The 17,588-nt window shown below is 60.3% G+C and carries 13 protein-coding genes; all 13 read right to left on the bottom strand.

Features of this window, described 5'->3' with window-relative positions; translation table 11 throughout:
• Positions 1–12: 12 nt before the first annotated feature.
• Positions 13–477 carry a hypothetical protein gene (locus V5E99_RS28335; RefSeq protein ID WP_499805691.1) on the bottom strand — a complete coding sequence of 155 codons (465 nt, stop codon included), beginning with the start codon at positions 475–477 and terminating at the stop codon, positions 13–15.
• 234 nt (positions 478–711) lie between these two features.
• The gene (locus V5E99_RS28330) at positions 712–2,163 is read right to left on the bottom strand and encodes a mannose-1-phosphate guanylyltransferase/mannose-6-phosphate isomerase (protein ID WP_499805690.1); all 1,452 of its coding nucleotides are present in this window, start codon (positions 2,161–2,163) and stop codon (positions 712–714) included.
• Positions 2,164–2,395: 232 nt separating this feature from the next.
• Entirely contained in the window at positions 2,396–2,992 is a 597-nt protein-coding gene (locus tag V5E99_RS28325) for an alginate O-acetyltransferase AlgF (protein WP_499805689.1), read from the bottom strand.
• A gap of 72 nt (positions 2,993–3,064) precedes the next feature.
• Positions 3,065–4,240: an alginate O-acetyltransferase gene (locus tag V5E99_RS28320; protein WP_499805688.1), complete on the bottom strand. Its 1,176-nt coding sequence runs from the start codon at positions 4,238–4,240 to the stop codon at positions 3,065–3,067.
• A gap of 11 nt (positions 4,241–4,251) precedes the next feature.
• On the bottom strand, positions 4,252–5,817 hold the full coding sequence (locus V5E99_RS28315; protein WP_499805687.1) for an MBOAT family O-acyltransferase: 1,566 nt from the start codon (positions 5,815–5,817) through the stop codon (positions 4,252–4,254).
• A gap of 203 nt (positions 5,818–6,020) precedes the next feature.
• Positions 6,021–7,145: a mannuronate-specific alginate lyase gene (locus tag V5E99_RS28310; RefSeq protein ID WP_499805686.1), complete on the bottom strand. Its 1,125-nt coding sequence runs from the start codon at positions 7,143–7,145 to the stop codon at positions 6,021–6,023.
• A gap of 20 nt (positions 7,146–7,165) precedes the next feature.
• Positions 7,166–8,617, bottom strand: coding sequence for an alginate O-acetyltransferase (locus tag V5E99_RS28305; RefSeq protein ID WP_499805685.1), 1,452 nt, complete (start codon positions 8,615–8,617; stop codon positions 7,166–7,168).
• Between the two features lie 10 nt (positions 8,618–8,627).
• A complete protein-coding gene (algG, locus tag V5E99_RS28300) occupies positions 8,628–10,214 on the bottom strand; it encodes a mannuronan 5-epimerase AlgG (RefSeq protein ID WP_499805684.1) in 1,587 nt (528 codons plus the stop codon).
• A 26-nt stretch (positions 10,215–10,240) separates the two neighbouring features.
• Positions 10,241–11,725 (bottom strand): alginate export family protein, encoded by a 1,485-nt coding sequence (locus tag V5E99_RS28295; protein ID WP_499805682.1) that lies wholly within the window; start codon positions 11,723–11,725, stop codon positions 10,241–10,243.
• Complete coding sequence (gene algK / locus V5E99_RS28290) at positions 11,722–13,227, bottom strand: alginate biosynthesis TPR repeat lipoprotein AlgK (protein ID WP_499805681.1); 1,506 nt, start codon at positions 13,225–13,227, stop codon at positions 11,722–11,724. The genes V5E99_RS28295 and algK overlap by 4 nt, the downstream gene beginning before the upstream one ends.
• Before the next feature lie 15 nt (positions 13,228–13,242).
• Positions 13,243–14,412 (bottom strand): PilZ domain-containing protein, encoded by a 1,170-nt coding sequence (locus tag V5E99_RS28285; RefSeq protein ID WP_499805679.1) that lies wholly within the window; start codon positions 14,410–14,412, stop codon positions 13,243–13,245.
• Positions 14,413–14,449: 37 nt separating this feature from the next.
• Positions 14,450–15,931: a mannuronan synthase gene (gene alg8 / locus V5E99_RS28280; protein WP_499805678.1), complete on the bottom strand. Its 1,482-nt coding sequence runs from the start codon at positions 15,929–15,931 to the stop codon at positions 14,450–14,452.
• A 308-nt stretch (positions 15,932–16,239) separates the two neighbouring features.
• The gene (locus V5E99_RS28275; protein WP_499805676.1) at positions 16,240–17,556 is read right to left on the bottom strand and encodes a nucleotide sugar dehydrogenase; all 1,317 of its coding nucleotides are present in this window, start codon (positions 17,554–17,556) and stop codon (positions 16,240–16,242) included.
• Positions 17,557–17,588 lie beyond the last annotated feature (32 nt).

Here is a 17,588-nt window from a genome sequence, read left to right as displayed (position 1 = left end):
GAAGAAAGGGGATCAGTCGGAGAAACTACCCTGCAAACGCTCGGCGCGAAACTCCAGGGTTTGCGGGCGGTAGCCGGGGCGCAGCGGCGGCAGCGGCAAGCAGTCTTCCCAATTGGCGCCGGCCTGCAATTCGCCGGGGCCGCGATAGCGCGGGGCAGCGTATTGATTGTCGGCCAGGTTGACCGTGTCACCCGGTGCGTAAGCGGCGATGCGCCAGCGCAACTCGGTGAGCGGCACGTCGTTGCCGTTGTTCATTTTCAATTGAAGCGGGCGATCGGCCGGGCACTGGTCGGGGGCATAGCTGATGCGCAGTTCAAGGCGTGCCAGTTGCTTGATTTCGCGGTTGTCCAGCCAGATCACCCACGTGGCGACCAGGCCCAGGCCAACGGCGGCGGCCAGGGAGACCGGCAAGGCTTTGGCGGGGTAGCGCAACAACAGGATCAGCCAGGTGATGACCAGCAGGATGCCGATGAACATGTCGCACGACCTCGGGGAAAGAGACGGTCATCCTACCTAAGCGCAGGTGGGGTTGGCGATGGGAAGAGCGAAGTCAAAAGGAAAGTCAAAAGATCGCAGCCTTCGGCAGCTCCTACGCGCCTGTGGGCGCTGCCGAAGGCTGCGATCTTTTGATCTTAAAAAAAGCCCCCGACCAACCCACTGCGGATAGGGGACGCAGTGGGCTCGACGAGGGCTTTTTATTTTGCTGAACGCTTACTGCGCGATGGTTTTCACCGACACGCCGCGTTCGACCGGGGTGGAGCGGCCGTAGATATCTTCAAACCGCTCGATATCGTCCTCACCCAGGTAGCTGCCCGATTGCACTTCGATGATCTCGAGTGGAATCTTGCCCGGGTTGCGCAAGCGATGAACCGACGCAATCGGGATGTAGGTCGACTGGTTCTCGCAGAGCAGGAACACGTTTTCATCGCAGGTCACTTCCGCCGTGCCGCTGACCACGATCCAGTGTTCGGCGCGGTGGTGGTGCATTTGCAGCGACAGGCACGCGCCCGGTTTGACCGAGATGTGCTTGACCTGGAAACGCCCGCCCATGTCCACCGAGTCGTAGGAACCCCACGGACGATAGACTTCGCAGTGGTTCTGGGTTTCGCTGCGGCCCTGTTCGTTGAGGGTGTTGACCATTTGTTTCACGCCTTGGACCGAGTCCTTGTGGGCGATCATCATGGCGTCCTTGGTTTCGACCACCACGATGTTTTCCAGGCCAATCACCGACACCAGTTTGCCGTTGCCGTGAATCATGCAGTTTTTGCTGTCCTGGATGACCACGTCGCCTTTGGCCACGTTGCCATTGGCGTCTTTTTCGTTCACTGCCCACAACGAGGCCCAGCAACCGACATCGCTCCAGCCCGCCGTCAGTGGCACGACGCAGGCGCGCTGGGTTTTTTCCATCACGGCGTAGTCGATGGAGTTGTCCGGGCAGCAGGCGAAAGTCGCTTCGTCAAAGGTGATGGTGTCGGCATCTTGCTCGCTGCGTTCCAGGGTCAGCAGGCAGGTGTCGTAGATGTCCGGGTCGTGCTTTTTCAGCTCTTCGAGGAAGCGGCTGGCGCGGAACAGGAACATGCCGCTGTTCCAGAAATAACCGCCGGACTCCACGTACTCGGTGGCGCGTTTGACGTCGGGTTTTTCAACGAAGTGCGAGACGCGGCTGACGCCTTCGGGCAGCAGCGAATCATTGGTGGATTTGATGTAGCCGTAACCGGTTTCCGGTTTGGTGGCCGGGACGCCGAACAGCACCATTTCGCCGTTTTCCGCAGCGACGGTGGCCAGGGCCAGCGCACGTTGCAGGGCTTTCTGGTCTTCCAGCACGTGGTCGGCCGGCAGCACCAGCATCAGCTCGTCGCGACCTTCATTGACCAGCATCATCGCGGTCAGGGCCACGGCCGGTGCGGTGTTGCGCCCGAACGGTTCCATCAGGATGCGTTGCACGTCCAGCTTGCGGGCGCTCAACTGCTCGTTGACGATGAAACGGTGGTCCTTGTTGCAGACCACGATCGGGGTGTCCATGCCTTCGAAGACCAGGCGTTCCAGGGTTTGCTGGAACAGCGTGTGTTCGCCGGTCAAGGCCAGGAACTGTTTAGGGAACTGTTTGCGCGAAAGCGGCCAAAGACGTGAGCCGCTACCACCTGACAAGATCACCGGAATCATGTTGTTACTCCTTTAAAATCGATTGGTTAGAGCCACGAACGTTCTGTCGTTTCACTCTTGTTCTTATGCCGCATCGGAAGGTCGACACTGCACCTGTAGGAGCTGCCGAAGGCTGCGATCTTTTGGCGTCATCAATGACGTCAAAGATCAAAAGATCGCAGCCTGCGGCAGCTCCTACGGGGACCGTGTTTCAAGGTCGGTCCCGTGTGATGTCAGCCTTGCGAAAAATCTGTTAGCGCGTCGAAACCGGGCGTTTTACCCAGACTGGCGACAGGCTGCTGCCACTGCCGGTGACGTACAGCACGGCCGCTTCACCGCGTTCCAGGGCAACCGGTTTGACGTCGCCGACTTTGGTCGCGCCGTCGTACAGGGCCAGGCTGACTTTCACCGGGTTGATTTCACGTTCGCCACGACCCTTGGCCGCCACGGAGGGAACCACTTCGGTTTTGCCGTCAGCGGTTTTCAGGGTCAGGGCCTTGTCGCTCAGGTTCTGTACGCGAACCAGGGATTTCTGCTTGTTCTTGAACGGCGGCTCTTCGATCAGTTGCGGCGCGCCGCTGGCGTTGTTGACCAGGGTGTAATAGTGATCACCAGCCAGCTTCACCGGCAGGGACTGGCTGCCAACTTTGGCGCTGTAGTCGCCGCCCGGCATGAAGCTGAAATCGCTGCTGGCCAGTGGCGCAACATCGTTCAGCGCGGTGGTGCCGACGGTGGCGCTGACTTCAGCATTACCGGCGTTGTAGACCCGCACGAAGGTCGAGCCTTTTGGTGCGGTCGGGCCGTAGAGTGCGGCGTCGCCAGCGAAGGCGGACATCGACACAACGCTCATGCCAGCAACAAGAGCCAAAGTCTTAGCGAGACGGCGAGGAGTAGTAGTGAAAGTCATGGGTGTACCTCTCTTTCAGTTTTGCGCCCGGTCGGGCGTCTCGGATTTAGTGTTTGCAGCTACGTTTTGTTGGCGTACGCCGGCTTCTTTGAGCGCTGCGACCCACTGCGGGTCGGCGTCACCGATTTCGTTGTTCACAGGCAGATAACGTTCAGGAAACTCCCAGATCAGCACCTGTGGCGGGCTGTTCTTGAAGGCATCGCTTTTCAGGTAGCTGAGCATCGGCAGGATCGGGCCGTGGCCGTCCTCGGCGTAATTGACCACGTCGCTCTTGAGCGCTTGCTTCAGCGCACCGACGAAATTCCAGTTCGGGTTGGCGCTGTAACTGGTGCCAATCAGCGCCACCGGTACTTCGTTGTTGGCGAACAGGGCATCGTCAGCGGCAGGCTGATCGTCAGCCGCCACGGTGTTGCGCTTTTGCAACGGCTCGGTGGCCGGCATCAGGTTTTCGAACAGCGGGTCCAGCGGCAGGAACAAGCGCAGGTCGCCCTTGTGGGTGACTTTCTCCGCCGGTTCGGTGACGAAGTTTTGCGGCTCGCCACTGAGCGGAGTTTTCTCGGCAATGGTCTTGGCCAGGGTTTCGGCGGCGATTTGCGCGCCTTCCGGGGTCCAGTGGGTGTCGGTACGCAGGAACACTTGCTGACCGTTTTGCTTGGCCTGTTGGAACGGGCTGAGCAGGTCGGGGGCGAGGATCTTGTCGGCCGCCACACGGGCGTGGAAGTCCTGGTAAAGGTTGGCGTGAATACTCGCCGGTTTCACTTCACCCAGGTGTTCCGGGTACAGGCGAACCTTGGCCGGGACAATCGCCATCACCAGTTTCACGCCTTTGGCTTTCAGGGTCTGACGCACGCCTTCGACCAGCGCGTAGTTGCCTTGCAGGTTCAGCTCTTCGTTGACGATCGGGTTGAATTCTTCATCGCTGTACAACCATTGATCGCGACCGAGCACCACGCCCGGACGACCTTCGTTGAATAGTTTGAAATCCAGCGCGGCCCAGAGGTTGGTGCCCAGGCGCTTGATCGGGAACTCGGCGTCGTAGTGCGTCTCCACGGCTTTGGTCCAGCGCCCGTTGAGCACGGTGGTTTCGGCGCTGGTGTTGAAGCCGAAGAAGCTGCGCGTGGACCACAGGCCCAGGGCCAAAAGGGTCGCCAGGAACAGCGCGATGTAGAGGATGCGTAATGAGCGGGTCATGGTCAGATCCCTCAGAACTGGAAGTAAAGGAACGGCGAGAAGCTTTGCGCCGAGAGTTTGAAAATCGAGGCGATGAACAGCAGCAGTACCAGCGTGCGCATCACGTAGCGCGACCAGTCAGCGGTCCAGTAAGCCGGTTGCACGGTGGCTTCAACGCCCACGGTGTAGCCCGGTTGGTGGATGCTGCCCGGGTTGTCACCCGGTACGGCTTTGATCGTTCCTGGTGTTGCGCTCGCCGGGCCATCGGCCTCGACGTTCACCACAGGCTTGGTTTTTTCCGGCGGACGATGGGTGTAGAAATCGCGAATGCCGAAGAACGCCAGGGTCACGTAAGCCACGATCAGCGTCGCTACTTGCAGGCCGGTGAGGCTGGCCTGGTTGAGTTCCGACAGCGACCATTCGCCGAAGCTGAACATCGCGCCGTACATGCGACCGGCCACGTGCAGGTTTTCCGAGCGGAAGATCACCCAGCCCATGACCACCAGCAGGAAAGTCAGCGCCCAGCGGATCGGGTTGATGCTGCGCGGCGAAGTGTTCAGGCCCAAGGCCTTCTCGATCGCCAGCCACATGCCGTGCCACGCACCCCAGACGATGTAGGTGATGTTCGCGCCGTGCCACAGACCACCGAGCAGCATGGTCAGGAACAGGTTGCGATAGGTCATCAACGTCCCTTTGCGATTACCGCCGAGGGTGATGTACAGGTAGTCACGCAACCAAGTGGACAGGCTGATGTGCCAGCGGCGCCAGAACTCGGTGATCGACTGGCTGATGTACGGCTGCTTGAAGTTTTCCATGAAGCGAAAACCCATCATCAAGCCCAGGCCGATGGCCATGTCGCTGTAGCCGGAGAAGTCGAAATACAGCTGCGCGGTGTACGCCAGGGCGCCGAGCCAGGCGTCACCCGTGGTCGGGGCTTGCAGGGCGAAGCAATGGTCCGCTACCACCGCAAGGGTGTCGGCGATAAAGACTTTCTTGATGAAACCCTGCATGAACCGCGTGCAGCCCTCGGAAAACTTGTCGAGGGTATGGGTGCGGTTGTTGAACTGGTCGGCGAGGTCGCGGAAACGCAACACCGGGCCGGCGATCAAGTGCGGGAAGATCGCCACGAATGCCGCGAAGTCGATCAGGTTGCGGGTCGCCGGGGTATCACCGCGATAGACGTCAATGATGTAGCTGATGGACTCGAAGATGTAGAACGAGATCCCGATCGGCAACAGCACGTGGGTCAGGATGAACGGCGACAGACCGACCGACGTCATCATCGCGTTGATGCTGTCGACGCCGAAGTTGGCGTACTTGAAGTAGCCGAGAATGCACAAATCGACGGCCACGCCCAGGAGCAACCAGCGCTGGGCCGGTTGGGTCCGCACGCCGGCGGCACCGACCTTGAGGCCGATCCAGTAATTCCACAGCGTGACGGCGGCGAACAACGCGAGGAAGTCCACGCGCCACCAGGCATAGAACACATAGCTGGCGACCAGCAGCAGCAAGTTGCGGTAGCGAATCCCGCTCAAGTAGTACAAGCCGAGAAAGATCGGCAAGAACAAAAACAGGAACACGTTGGACGAAAATACCATCCCGATCTCTCCATGTTTAACCAACAGTCAAGGGCCAACGGCCCCCCCAAACCCCCCACCGAAAACCGGGGGAATAACACTCAACTCAAATCGTGCATTGACCCTGTAGGAGCAAGGCTTGCCCGCGATGAACGATGACGCGGTTCATCTGTTGCACCGCGTTACGGCCATCGCGGGCAAGCCTTGCTCCTACGGGTTTGGTGCTAGCTTCCTTTGTTGCCTTTTTCATTGGCCGGGTCGTAGACCTTGGTCAAGTCGCCGCCGAGGCGGAAGGTCTTGAACGGCTGCATCTTGTGCTTCTGCGCCAGTACATCCGGGGCGCACGTGTAGAGCGTGCAGAACGGTTCGAGCCAGGCGAATTTCATGTCCTGTTTCAGGTCCGTCATGTCCTGTTCCTTGCCGTTCTTCTTCTCGAAGAGGTCCGGGTCTTTCACCCCGGCCAGCACGTTGTCACCCAGGCGTTTGAGCGCACCGTTGTTTTCCTGACGCAAATCCACCCCGTTGACCTGGGCGAAACTGGCGATCATCGCCAGCGGCGGCAGGGCATAGTTGTGATAGGCGAGGGCGCGTTGCTGGCGCTTGAGTTCGTTGGGCAGGAAACCATTGGCGTCGACCTGATTGGCGCCGACCTTGTATTCCTTCACGGACCAGTCGAACAGGTCGCGGCGGTTGGTGGCGACGGACGTTGCCATCACCGACCAGGCAGCCCAGTACGAGTGGTTGTTGGTTTTATCGAGCGGCAGGTTGTCCCAATCGCTGACCACCTGATCCGCCATTTTGCTGAACCAGGCTTCGATCAACTGCGACTCTTGCTGGTGATTGGCCAGCGGGTGCGAGTCGGAGAACTTCAGGCGAATGTACGCCGACGCCATGCTGCCCAAGGCCCATTTGCGCATCGACTTGCCGGTGTGGTTGAAGTCCTTGGACATCAGCGCGTCGGCCTTGGCCCACGCGGTCAACCAGTTGAGCGTGCACTCGAGTTGTTCGGGGCGACCATCACGCATGAACTGCATCACGCGCTTGCTGGTGCCGCGTTCCAGTTTGGTGATGTCGGCGGTGCTGTCACGGAAGGCTTTTTCCGACTGCACGTTCAGGGTTGAACGGGCCTTGTCGGAGCCTTCGTACTTGCTGCGAAATTGCAGCGAACCGGTGTACGGCGTCGGCATGGCATCGCAGCCTTCGCTGCTGTCGCCGGTCTTCATTTTTTCAATCGGCGCGAAGTAGCCCTGTGGCGGGCGCAGTGGCGCGGCAGCCTGAGTGGCGCCGGCGAACATGGCCAGTGTCAGCAGGGACGGAGCGAGTAGATTCTTCAAAGTTCGGGTGTGCATGCAGGTCATAAGAAGCAGCCTCATTGCCCGGCCTGAGCGGTACGTTGCTCAGCGCCTGGGAACACGTTGCGTTTGCAGATTTTCGCTTCGACTTTTTGTGGCGCGGCACCTGCTTCAGGGCCCTCGACTTCGACCGCCAGCAAGTTCTGCGTGGCCCAGTCTTCGTCGGTGCGCAACTCAAAGGCGAAACGCCCGTCAGTGTCGGAGGTTTCCGGTTTTTCGATTTTGATGTCCTCGTGGCGACCGTTCATGTACCAGAGGGTGGCGTGCAGGACTTTCACCGACGCATCGGCGAACTGGATGTCGACCTGGTGGCTGCTGTTTTGCAGGTTCAGGTTCTTGCTGTTGACCATCAATTCGTTTTTGCCCGGCTTCAATGTGGTGCTGCCGGTCATCTGTGTTTCCTTGCCTTCGCAACCGTTGTCCAGCAGCGCCATCATCTGGCGGTAGATGGTTTCCTGGTCGAGGCGATAGAGCGGCGAGAATTCCCAGATCAGAATCTTTGGCGGTTTTTTCTGGAACTCGTCGCTGCCCAGGTACTGCAGCATCGAACCTTCCAGGCCACCGCCAGGGAACGCCACGTTGAGGATGTCGGCGCCGATGGCCTCTTCGAGGAAACCGGCGAAGTTGTAGTTCTTGCCGCTGTGACTGGTGCCGACCAGGGTGATCTCTGGATTGCCGGAGTCACCGAATAGATCGCCATCCGCCGCTTCGCCTTTTGGCTCGGTGGTGAACTGATCCATGTACTGGATCGCGTAGCTGGTGCCACAGAGTTGACCGGCCATGTTGTGCAATGTTCCGGTCTTGCCCATGCGGCCCGACTTATGGCTCTCGAATTCGCGTTTCGGGATGTCGGCGAAGGCCGGCATTTTCTTGATTTGTTCACCGACGATTTTCGCCGTGCGCTGGGCGCCGTACGGCGTCCAGTGTTGGTCACCGCGGAAGTAGAAATCGTGGGCCGGCAGGGTGTCGGGCAGCGTCTCGTTGGTCAGCGGCGACAGGTCCGGCACGGTGTAGCCCATGGCGGCGAATCGGCCGAGCATGGTTTTGTAGTTGCGCAGGGCCTTGTCGAAGTCGTACTTGGCCTTGTCTTCCGGGTTGAGCTTGTTGCGGTTCACCAGGCCTCGGGTCGGTTGGTAGACGACCACCAGTTCCACGCCTTTGCTCTTGAACGCATCGTGCAGTTGTTTCATGCGTTTGTAGCCGGCGGGGGAGGTGTCGAATTCGGTGCGCAAGTCTTCCTGGGTACGGAACAGCCAATCGCCCTGGGCCTGCACCAGCGTGGTGAAGTTCTGCTGATAGCGCGTGGTGTAGTTCTTAGCGTCGTGGGCTTCCGGGCACAGGTTGCAGCACGGGTCGGCGGTGAAGCTCGGGGCTTTGACGGCATCGTCGGCACGGGCCCCGGCGCTGGCCGCGAGCATGCCCGCTGTCAGGGCCGACAGGCTGAGTAATTTGATCAAGTGTGGGTGCATAAAATTATCCTCAGTCCCGCATTTCGGTCTGGCGTTCGACAGGGTCGATCAGCACGGCTTTCTGCTGGCGCACCAGCAGGTCGAGAATTTCATCCTGGCGCTCGCCGAGAATCCCGTTGAAGCTGATGCCGCTGGATTTGGTCGGCGCGAGCATGGACACGCGGTACAACTCGACGCTCAGCGGCGAGTCGATGGACAGCGGTCCGCTGCCATTGCCGGCCAGTTCGCCACCGACCACGATCAGCGATACCTGGGCGTCGAACGGATCGAGCTTGATGTCGCGGTCGGTGTCGCTCAGGTCCTTGATGTGGCCGTACACGCCGGTCAGGCCGTTGGCCATGGCGATGTTTTCGTAGAGGCGGATGTTCACGCTGTTACGAATGCGGATGCCGTGGCGTTTGTTGCTGATCACTTTGTTGCCGTAGATCAGGTTGTCGGCACTCTCGTAGAGGGTGATGCCGTCGGTGTGATTCTTGTAGATCTCGTTGTAGGCGATCAGGTTGTTCACGCTGTTACGGTCGATCACCAGCCCCGAGAGGTGGTTGTCGTAGCTGCGGTTGTTGAAGATGAAGCTGTCGTTGACCTCACGGGAAATGATGATCCCGTGCTTCTTCTTGGTCCCGTGTACGGTGTTGTCCGCGATGATCAGCCCATGCGACCGGTCATGCGGGTCAATGCCGTAGACGATGTTGTCTTTGTAGGTGTTGCCCTTGACCACAAAGTCGCGGGTTTCGTAGCAGTAGAAGCCGTACCACATGTCCGAGAACTCGGAGCCAACGATCCAGCCCGTCGGTTCAGGACGCTTGAGCACCTTGGCCATGTTTGGCGTGTACTGGGAAATACTCACGCCGTAGGACTTGCTGTTGGCGTAGCCAAAACTCGCGATCTTGCTGTCGGCGATGTAGGTCTCGGTGCCGCCCCAGGACAGCAGGAACGGACGGAATTCCTTCGGCGTCTTGAACAGTGCCGGGCCGTTGTTCTTCTCGCTCCAGCCAGTGATCTTGGTGTCACGCACAAACAACTGGCCGTCGTTGACCAGGAACGAGCCGGCCTCTTGGGACAGGCGCAATTCCTGGGTCTGTTTGTCGATTTCGAGGATGCCTTTGCGCCCGACCACGATCGGCAACTTCGCCAGGTACACGCCCGGCGAGGTTTCGCTGAGGTACTTCGGTTCTTTCTTGGCCAGGTCCTTGAGGTTCATGTAACCGTCGTCGACGAAGATCGCCTGGGGGATGCCGTGTTGACGCACCACCCACTCGGCCATCTTGTTGTCGCCGCCGATGAAGTCCTTCAAGGCGTCTTCCTGCATCATCCGGCGCACGCTGATTTTGCCCGGTTTGGTGCGGACGATTTTTGCGGCGATGGCCTCGGCGGTGTAGCCGGAGGTGTCCGGCAGTTTCGGCTTGGCCATCTCCAGCGGCGCGGTTGGCGCGCTGCTGACGGTGTAGGTCTTGGCCTGTTGCAGCCCCTTGGCCAGGGTCGCCGGTTGGCCTTTTTGCACAGGCGCGACCGGTTCCGCAGTGGCGAAGGCGACCGAACTGGCCAGCAGCATCGCGCCGGCCAGCAAGGTGATCGAACCTCTTTTCGGATGAGTCATGTCGGGCACTCCCTTCGCGGTTCGCATCAGAAGCGCCAGATCACGTCGATGAACGCACGGTGCATGTACGAATCGACTTGTTTGCCGTAGGCATCGCCGGGCTTGAACACACCGCCACGAAAACGCACCAGGGCCGAAGGCTCATCGATCGACTGGCTCAAAGCCGCAGGCAACAGCCCTTGCTTGAAGTACTTGGTGACCACCAGGTCCATTTCCTGACCGAGGTCTTTGTTGCCATCTTCCAAGGGCAACGAGGTGCTGGAGAGGATCGCCCCGGTGGCGTCGTCGGTGTTGTTCTCGACGGCGTTGATGCCGTTGCTGCCCACCGGTTTGTTGCCGTCCACACGCCAGAACTTGTGGTAGATCAGGCTGGCGTCGTATTCGTCGTTGAGCATCCACGAACCGAACAGGGTCGCGGTTTGCATGTTGTTCATTTCGCCACGGAAGGCTTCGCCGAAACGGTGCACCCGCGAGCGCGTACCGGTGTAGTTCGAGCGGTTGCTTTCCAGGCCGTTCTGTTCGTAATCGGCGCTGGCGCGGGCATAGGCGGCGCCGACTTGCCATTGCGGATCGAGGCGCAGGCGCACGCCGATATCGGTGGCCCAGCCGTTGAGGTCATCACCTTTCTTGGCTTCGGTGGGGCGGGTGCCATCGGCGTTCAGCGGGTTGACCGTGTCGGTGTCGCCGCGCATGCCGGTGATGCTGCCCCAGTAATTGACGGTGTTGGTGTTGCGCCAGTTATAGGCGTCGCTGTCGGCGGTGAGGCCGAGCCAGGTGATGTCGCCGTTCTGTTTCTTGTCCAGCGAATCGCCGGCCACGCCCGGTTCCGGGTAATCGAGTTTGCCGTCATCGTGGGTGTGATGACCGCGAATGCCGACCCAGTTGCCCGGCGTCCATTGGTACGCCGCATCGGCGTAGGTGTGCAGCCGATCCTTGTCTTTTGGGGCCAGTTCTTTCAGGTCGGTGCGGTATTCGCTGAAGCGTTCGGCCACACCGGCGTTGGCCCGCAACAGGGTGGTGTCGAAGGTCCAGTTCAGTGCTTCGATGTTGGTGTCGCGCCATTGGCCGTCGTCATTGCGCAGGCGTTGGCGACCGAGTTTGAGCATCTCGCCGGGGTACGGCGTGAGACCGCTGTAGCCGACCCAGAATTCGCGCATCGCCAGGTAGTTTTTCTTCGACGTGCGATCACCGCTGTTGGTGGTCTGGTTGGCGTCGTCGGCCTGTTGCAGGGTGTCGGTTTCGATGATGTCAGTGGACGTCACGGCTTGACCCATGGCGTAGGCGCTCCACGCACCGCGTTCACCGTAGACCCACGGGCGCAAGTCGAGGCCCAGGCCATTGACGTCGCCGCCCTTGGCGGTGCCGAGGTCGGCATCGTCTTCGGACTGGCCGGTGATTTTGACTTCCAGGCCGTAGTTCTTGGCATCGGTCATGGCCGCCAGGGTCGGGCACGACCACAGCAGGGCGAATGTCAGGCCAATACCGGCCTGAACAAAAGGATTGAGCTTCATAGTGTTTCCTCGCCGTCTTCTTCTTGCAGAGCGTGCATATCCAGCTTGTTCTGGCCTGAGGCGCCACGAATGGCCTGTTCTTGTTTCAACAGGCGTTGGGCCTCGGCGAGCTGGGCAGGCGGCAGTTGGGCTTCGAGTGTTGTCGCAAGCTCAGTGGCTTGCGGGGTGTCCTGAGCCTTGGCGAGCTGGCTGAAGACGTAAGCGTTGACCGGGTTGGGCTTGGTGCCCTTGCCTTGGGAAAACAGTTGGGCGATGGCGAAGTCGGCGCTGTTCTGGCCGTTACGCGCAGCGGTCAGCAGGTGATCCAGAGCCTTCTGCGAATAGACTTTGCCCAGATAGCCACGGCGATAAATCTGGCCGAGGTAGTAATCGGCGGCGACTTCGCGGCCGACGGCTTTCTGGAAGTGTGCTTCGGCGACCTTGGCGTCGGCCGGCACCCATTTGCCTTCGTAGTAGAGCTTGCCGAGCAGCAGTTCGGCGCGGGGTTGATCCGCCGCTCGACCGTTGTCGAGGTACTTCATCATCGTGTCGACGTCGCCCAGTTCCGGGAAGTCGTAGAGCAACTGCGCCAGGCTGACCCAGGAAGCGGGGTAGCCCGGGGCGATGCCTTCGAGTAGCGACTGCGCGGTTTTTTCGTCGGTCTTGCCCAGGCTTGCATCACCCAGGACCCGAGCAACGCTGTCCACGCGCTGAGCGGAAACAGTGCCGCGAGCATGGCCCGCTTGCATCTGCTTGATCAGCTCGGCCTGTTGCTCTGGCTTGGCTTGTTTCTGGTAAACCGTGGCCAGCTCGACGTAGCAGATGTCGGTGATGTTCAACGCGGCTTTGCAGATGGAGGCGACTTCGTCCAGGTGCTGGTCGTAAGTGCCTTGGGTGCGATAGAGCAGCACTTGGGCCAGGCCCGCTTCCGGTTTGCCTTCGGCGCGCCATTGGCTGATCTGCTGCTGGGCGTTGATGTTCGGGAAACTGTGGGGGTATTGCAGGTACAGCATGGCCAGCGGGATCAGCGTGTTGCCTTCGCCGTTGGCCGAGGCTTTTTTCAACAGGCCTTCGGCTTCGTGCTGTTCGGCTTCAGTGGACCCGGGCTTGGCGACCAACAGGCGACCCAGGCGCGCCTGGGCGCGGGGTGATACAGCGGCTGCGGCGCGGTAGGTCGCCTCGGCCTGTTTCATCTGCGCCGGGTCACGGCTGTCGACCTGGATATCGGCCAGGCCAACCTGGGCTTCGCTGTAGCCCAGGTCTGCCAGTTGCTGGTAGTTCTGCGCCGCCAGCGCGGTGTCGCCGCGCTTGAGGGCTTCGTTGGCCAGGCGCTGGTCGGGCAGGCCGGCGCAACCGCTGAGGCTGACGGCCAGCGCCAGAGAGCAGAATGCAAAACCCATGTGGGAGCGGGCTTGCTCGCGAAGCAGGCGCTGCGGTGCATCAGGCAGACCGCGCTGATCCTTTCGCGAGCAAGCCCGCTCCCACAAGGTTTGCGGTGTTTTCAGGAGACTGATAATCGTCACAGGCATGTCCTCGACTTAAATACCGGCGGCCATGGCTTTGTCGATCAGCCAGTTCAGGTTCGGGCCACGGTCGCTGTTCACTTCCACCGGGCGACCGGCGAAGGTGGTGTCCAGCGGTTCGTCAGGCTTGATCTGCACGCGGATGTCGGAGGACAGGTCGGCGCTTTTCAGGCTGGTGCTGCTGACGATCTTGCCGGTGCGGGTCTTGTTTTCGCCGGCGATTTCGAAGGTCACTGGCGCACCCGGACGCACGTCGGCGAACTGGCGATAGGTGAAGCGCGCGTCGATGTTGGCTTCGCTGTTGCGCGGCACCAGGGTGAAGATCACGTCGCCCTTGCTGGCGTACTGACCGTTGGCGACCAGTTGCTGGGCCACGGTGCAATCGCACGGCGAGGTCAAGGTGCCGGTCATTTGCTTGCCGAACAGTTCTTCAACCTTGGCCGGTTGCAACTGGTCTTCGTCCAGATGGCCCTTGAGCACGTCGAGCATGCTGGTGCTGAAGGTGGCCAGCGGCGCGCCTTTGGCGGCGATGCCGTCGTCTTTGATCAGACTCTGCACGGTGCCGTCCCGGGGCATGGTGATGTTCATGCCCGGTACGCTGACGATGCCGGCCTGGGCGTGGCTGACGAAGTACATGCCGTACACCGACTTGAAGATGAAACCGAACGCGGCGAGGCCGACCAGGAAAATCGCGAAGCTGAAGGTCACCGCACGCAGACGACCGAACGGGGTCATGCCGTGGCCGCCGTCCTTGACCTTGCGCGCCTTGGTGAAGTTGTCACGCTGCAGGGTCGCCAGCACTTCACCCATGCTGACGATGTCGCCGGCCAGGTGAGAGGTGATCAGGTGCCGCAGGGTCGAGATGTCTTGCGGTTCCAGGTTCTGGAACTGGCAACCGGCGCGCCCGGTCTGGCGATCGAAGGAGCGGATCTGCAGTTCGACATCCATGGCCAGGCCAAGGTTATCGATGACGAATTGCAGGCGAGCCTTGTGCACATCGCCGATTTTCAGCGGCAACTGACCGGCGTTGAACGCCAGGCCGCCAGCGGACAGGTCGATGACCCGGGCCTCCATTGGAGTCCGATCGGGGCCGAAGAACCGCAGCTTGGCCGGGATTTTTACCCGGGCATGTTGGCGCTGGGCTTCGGATTCGTGCACTACGTTGGCGTTGACGGCGGTATTCATAGGGGGCTATTTCCTGGCTAATTCAATAAGGGGGCGGTCAGACCATCATCAGCAGCACGGCGACGAAAATGCTGCCGGCGGAGAAGGTCATGGTCCGAGACGACCAGGTGTTGAACCAACGTTGAAAGCTGGCGAGATCACGGGTCAATTTGGTGTCCTGGCGAGTCCAGGATTGTTGGTCGAGGCGGAAGAACACGTAGATCTTCACCAGCGCGCCGACGATCTGGTTGTAATAAAGAATGATCGGGTAGGCCGGGCCGATCCGGTGGCCGGAGCAGGACAGCAGCAGGGTCAGGATCAAACGGGTGAGGCCGATCCACAGCAGGTAAGCGAGGATGAACGCGCCGCCGTACTTGAAGCTGGCGATGATCGCCACGGTCAGGCCGAGCAGGGATGTCCACATCGATACACGCTGGTCGAACAGCACCACCGAGGTGAACAGTCCCAGGCGTTTCATCCCCAGGCCCAAGGCCCGGGAGTTCTGGCGCAGGTTGTTGCCATACCAGCGGAACATCAGTTTGCGGCTAGCCTTGATAAAGCTCTTTTCCGGCGGGTGTTCCACGGTGTGGATCGCGGCGTCGGGTACGTAGAAGGTGTCGTAGCCCAGGCGCATCAGGCTGAACCAGCTCGATTTGTCGTCACCGGTGAGGAATTTGAAGCGGCCCAGGCGCCAGTGTTGCAGCGAGTCGCTTTCCACGTCGGCGATGAAGTCCGGGTCGGTCACCACGGTTGCGCGGAACACCGACATCCGCCCGGTCATGGTCAGAACGCGCTTGGACAGAGCCATCGAGCACATGTTGATGTGGCGTTGGGCGAAGCGCAGTTTGTGCCATTCGCTCATGATGTAGCCGCCGCGCACTTCGCAGAATTCGTTGGTGGTCAGGCCGCCGACGTTGCCGAACAGCTGGAACCACGGCACGGTCTTGAGCACGACGCCGGGGGCGAGCACGGTGTCGCCATCGATCACGGCTACCACGGCACGGTCGTCCGGCAGGTGACGCGAGATGGCGCGGAAACCGTAGGCCAGGCCATCGCGCTTGCCGGTGCCGGGAATGCGCACGAAGTCGAGTTTGACCCGGTCCGGCGGATTCATCCGGGCCCAGAGGCTTTTGACCAGCAGCTCATCGGACATTTCCACGATGGAGCAGACCATGGTCGCGGGCAGGCCGCAGTCGATCGCTTCGCGAATCACCGAGCTGTAGACCTGGGCGGTGGTCAGGGCATCGATACGAAAACTGGTGACCATCAGGTACACATGGGACGGGTCTGCCGCTTTACCCAGCTTGCGCACTTTGCGCCGCAGGTGCGGGTAGACCACGTACAGAAACAGCATGCCGCGCAGAAAGTGCGTGGCGCCCATCGAGTAACGCCAGATCCCGATAAAACCGATCAGGAAGATGAAGTCCTTCGACTGGGAGTCGAATGTGGACGCAGGCAACATCATGGCGATGCCCATCAATAAACTGAGGTAAAACAGCCAACCGGCGGCCTGAAGTAGGCCGTGCTTTAGCCTGTGCATAATCTGCATCCGTCTCTATCTCGGGCGAGCCTGTTGGGTGGCCCGATGGGGTTAAGGCAGGCTTACAAAAACTTGCAAGGTCACGGGTGACACCGATCTTTTGATCTTTTCGGGTTCACCCGGCGCTGGGCTGAACCTGCGTAGGAGCTGCCGAAGGCTGCGATCTTTTGATCTTTTGATCTTTTGATCTTTGTCTTTGGGTTCACTCAGGACTCAAGTGGCCCGGTCAAGATCGCAGCCTCGTTGCACTCGTCAGCTCCTACGGCGGGTTCGCACAGTCGTTGCGCGTTGCCGCACAGCGGTGTGTGTTACCAGCAGATGCCTTCGGTGCGACCGCTGACGCTGGTGGCTTTGGACATGAAGCCCACCAGGTCGACCACTTGCTTGCCGTGTGGCGCGTTTTCCGCCAGGGCGCGGAATTTCTCGTCACGGTTGCCGAGGATGATCACGTCGGAGTTGTTGATCACATCGTCGAAGTCGGCGTTGAGCAGGGACGAAACGTGGGGGATCTTCGATTCGATGTAGTCGCGGTTCGCGCCGTGGACACGGGCGTACTCGACGTTGCTGTCGTAGATGCTCAGGTCGTAACCCTTGCCGATCAGCATTTCGGCCAGATCCACCAGCGGGCTTTCGCGCAGGTCATCGGTGCCAGCCTTGAAGCTCAAGCCGAGCAGGGCGACTTTGCGTTTGTCGTGGCTGGAGACGATGTCGAAGGCGTTCTGCACTTGCGACACGTTGCTGCGCATCAGCGAGTTGAGCAGCGGCGCATCGACGTCCAGGGAACCGGCACGGAAGGTCAGGGCGCGCACGTCTTTGGGCAGGCAGGAGCCGCCGAACGCGAAGCCCGGACGCATGTAGTACTGCGACAGGTTCAGGGTTTTGTCCTGGCAGACCACTTCCATCACTTCCCGACCATCGACGCCGACAGCCTTGGCGATGTTGCCGATCTCGTTGGCGAAGGTCACCTTGGTGGCGTGCCACACGTTGCAGGTGTACTTGATCATCTCGGCGACGGCGATGTCCTTGCGGATGATCGGTGCGTCGAGTTCTTCGTACAGCGCTTGCAGCACGTCGCCGCTGGCGGTATCGAACTCGCCGATGACGGTCATCGGTGGCAGGTCGTAGTCGGCAATCGCAGTGCTTTCACGCAGGAACTCAGGGTTCACCGCCACACCGAAATCGACCCCGGCTTTCTTGCCCGAGCAATCTTCGAGAATCGGGATGACAACGTTGGCGACCGTGCCCGGCAATACGGTGCTGCGAACCACGATGGTGTGGCGGGACGTCTTGTCACGCAGGACAAAACCGATCTCGCGGCACACCGCTTCGATGTAGTTCAGTTCCAGGTCGCCGTTCTTCTTGCTCGGCGTACCGACGCAGATCATCGACACGTCGGTGTCGCGAATCGCTTCGGCGAAGTTGGTGGTACCGCGTAGACGGCCGGTCTCGATACCCTTGGCCAGCAGTTCGCCCAGACCCGGTTCAACGATCGGCGATTTGCCGGCGTTGATCATATCGATCTTGTCTTTGGCAACATCGACGCCAATGACGTCATGGCCACGTGCAGACAGGCAACCGGCACAGACTGCACCGACGTAACCCAAACCAAATATGCTAATGCGCATCGCATTTACCTCTGTAATTATCAAGCCGTTAG

The organism is Janthinobacterium sp. LPB2021202312-11-4, from assembly GCF_037049705.1.
GTDB lineage: Bacteria > Pseudomonadota > Gammaproteobacteria > Pseudomonadales > Pseudomonadaceae > Aquipseudomonas.
The sequence above is the reverse complement of the archived record's forward strand: the minus strand, read 5'-3'. Positions and strand labels throughout refer to the sequence as shown.

Excerpts from the sequence above, each read along its gene's own strand:
- V5E99_RS28310 (WP_499805686.1), bottom strand. The coding sequence starts at position 7,145 with ATGCACACCCGAACTTTGAAGAATCTACTCGCTCCGTCCCTGCTGACA.
- V5E99_RS28295 (WP_499805682.1), bottom strand. The coding sequence starts at position 11,725 with ATGAAGCTCAATCCTTTTGTTCAGGCCGGTATTGGCCTGACATTCGCC.
- V5E99_RS28325 (WP_499805689.1), bottom strand. The coding sequence starts at position 2,992 with ATGAGCGTTGTGTCGATGTCCGCCTTCGCTGGCGACGCCGCACTCTAC.
- V5E99_RS28335 (WP_499805691.1), bottom strand. The coding sequence starts at position 477 with ATGTTCATCGGCATCCTGCTGGTCATCACCTGGCTGATCCTGTTGTTG.
- V5E99_RS28285 (WP_499805679.1), bottom strand. The coding sequence starts at position 14,412 with ATGAATACCGCCGTCAACGCCAACGTAGTGCACGAATCCGAAGCCCAG.
- V5E99_RS28320 (WP_499805688.1), bottom strand. The coding sequence starts at position 4,240 with ATGACCCGCTCATTACGCATCCTCTACATCGCGCTGTTCCTGGCGACC.
- alg8 (WP_499805678.1), bottom strand. The coding sequence starts at position 15,931 with ATGCACAGGCTAAAGCACGGCCTACTTCAGGCCGCCGGTTGGCTGTTT.
- V5E99_RS28305 (WP_499805685.1), bottom strand. The coding sequence starts at position 8,617 with ATGCACCCACACTTGATCAAATTACTCAGCCTGTCGGCCCTGACAGCG.
- V5E99_RS28275 (WP_499805676.1), bottom strand. The coding sequence starts at position 17,556 with ATGCGCATTAGCATATTTGGTTTGGGTTACGTCGGTGCAGTCTGTGCC.
- V5E99_RS28315 (WP_499805687.1), bottom strand. The coding sequence starts at position 5,817 with ATGGTATTTTCGTCCAACGTGTTCCTGTTTTTGTTCTTGCCGATCTTT.
- algG (WP_499805684.1), bottom strand. The coding sequence starts at position 10,214 with ATGACTCATCCGAAAAGAGGTTCGATCACCTTGCTGGCCGGCGCGATG.
- V5E99_RS28330 (WP_499805690.1), bottom strand. The coding sequence starts at position 2,163 with ATGATTCCGGTGATCTTGTCAGGTGGTAGCGGCTCACGTCTTTGGCCG.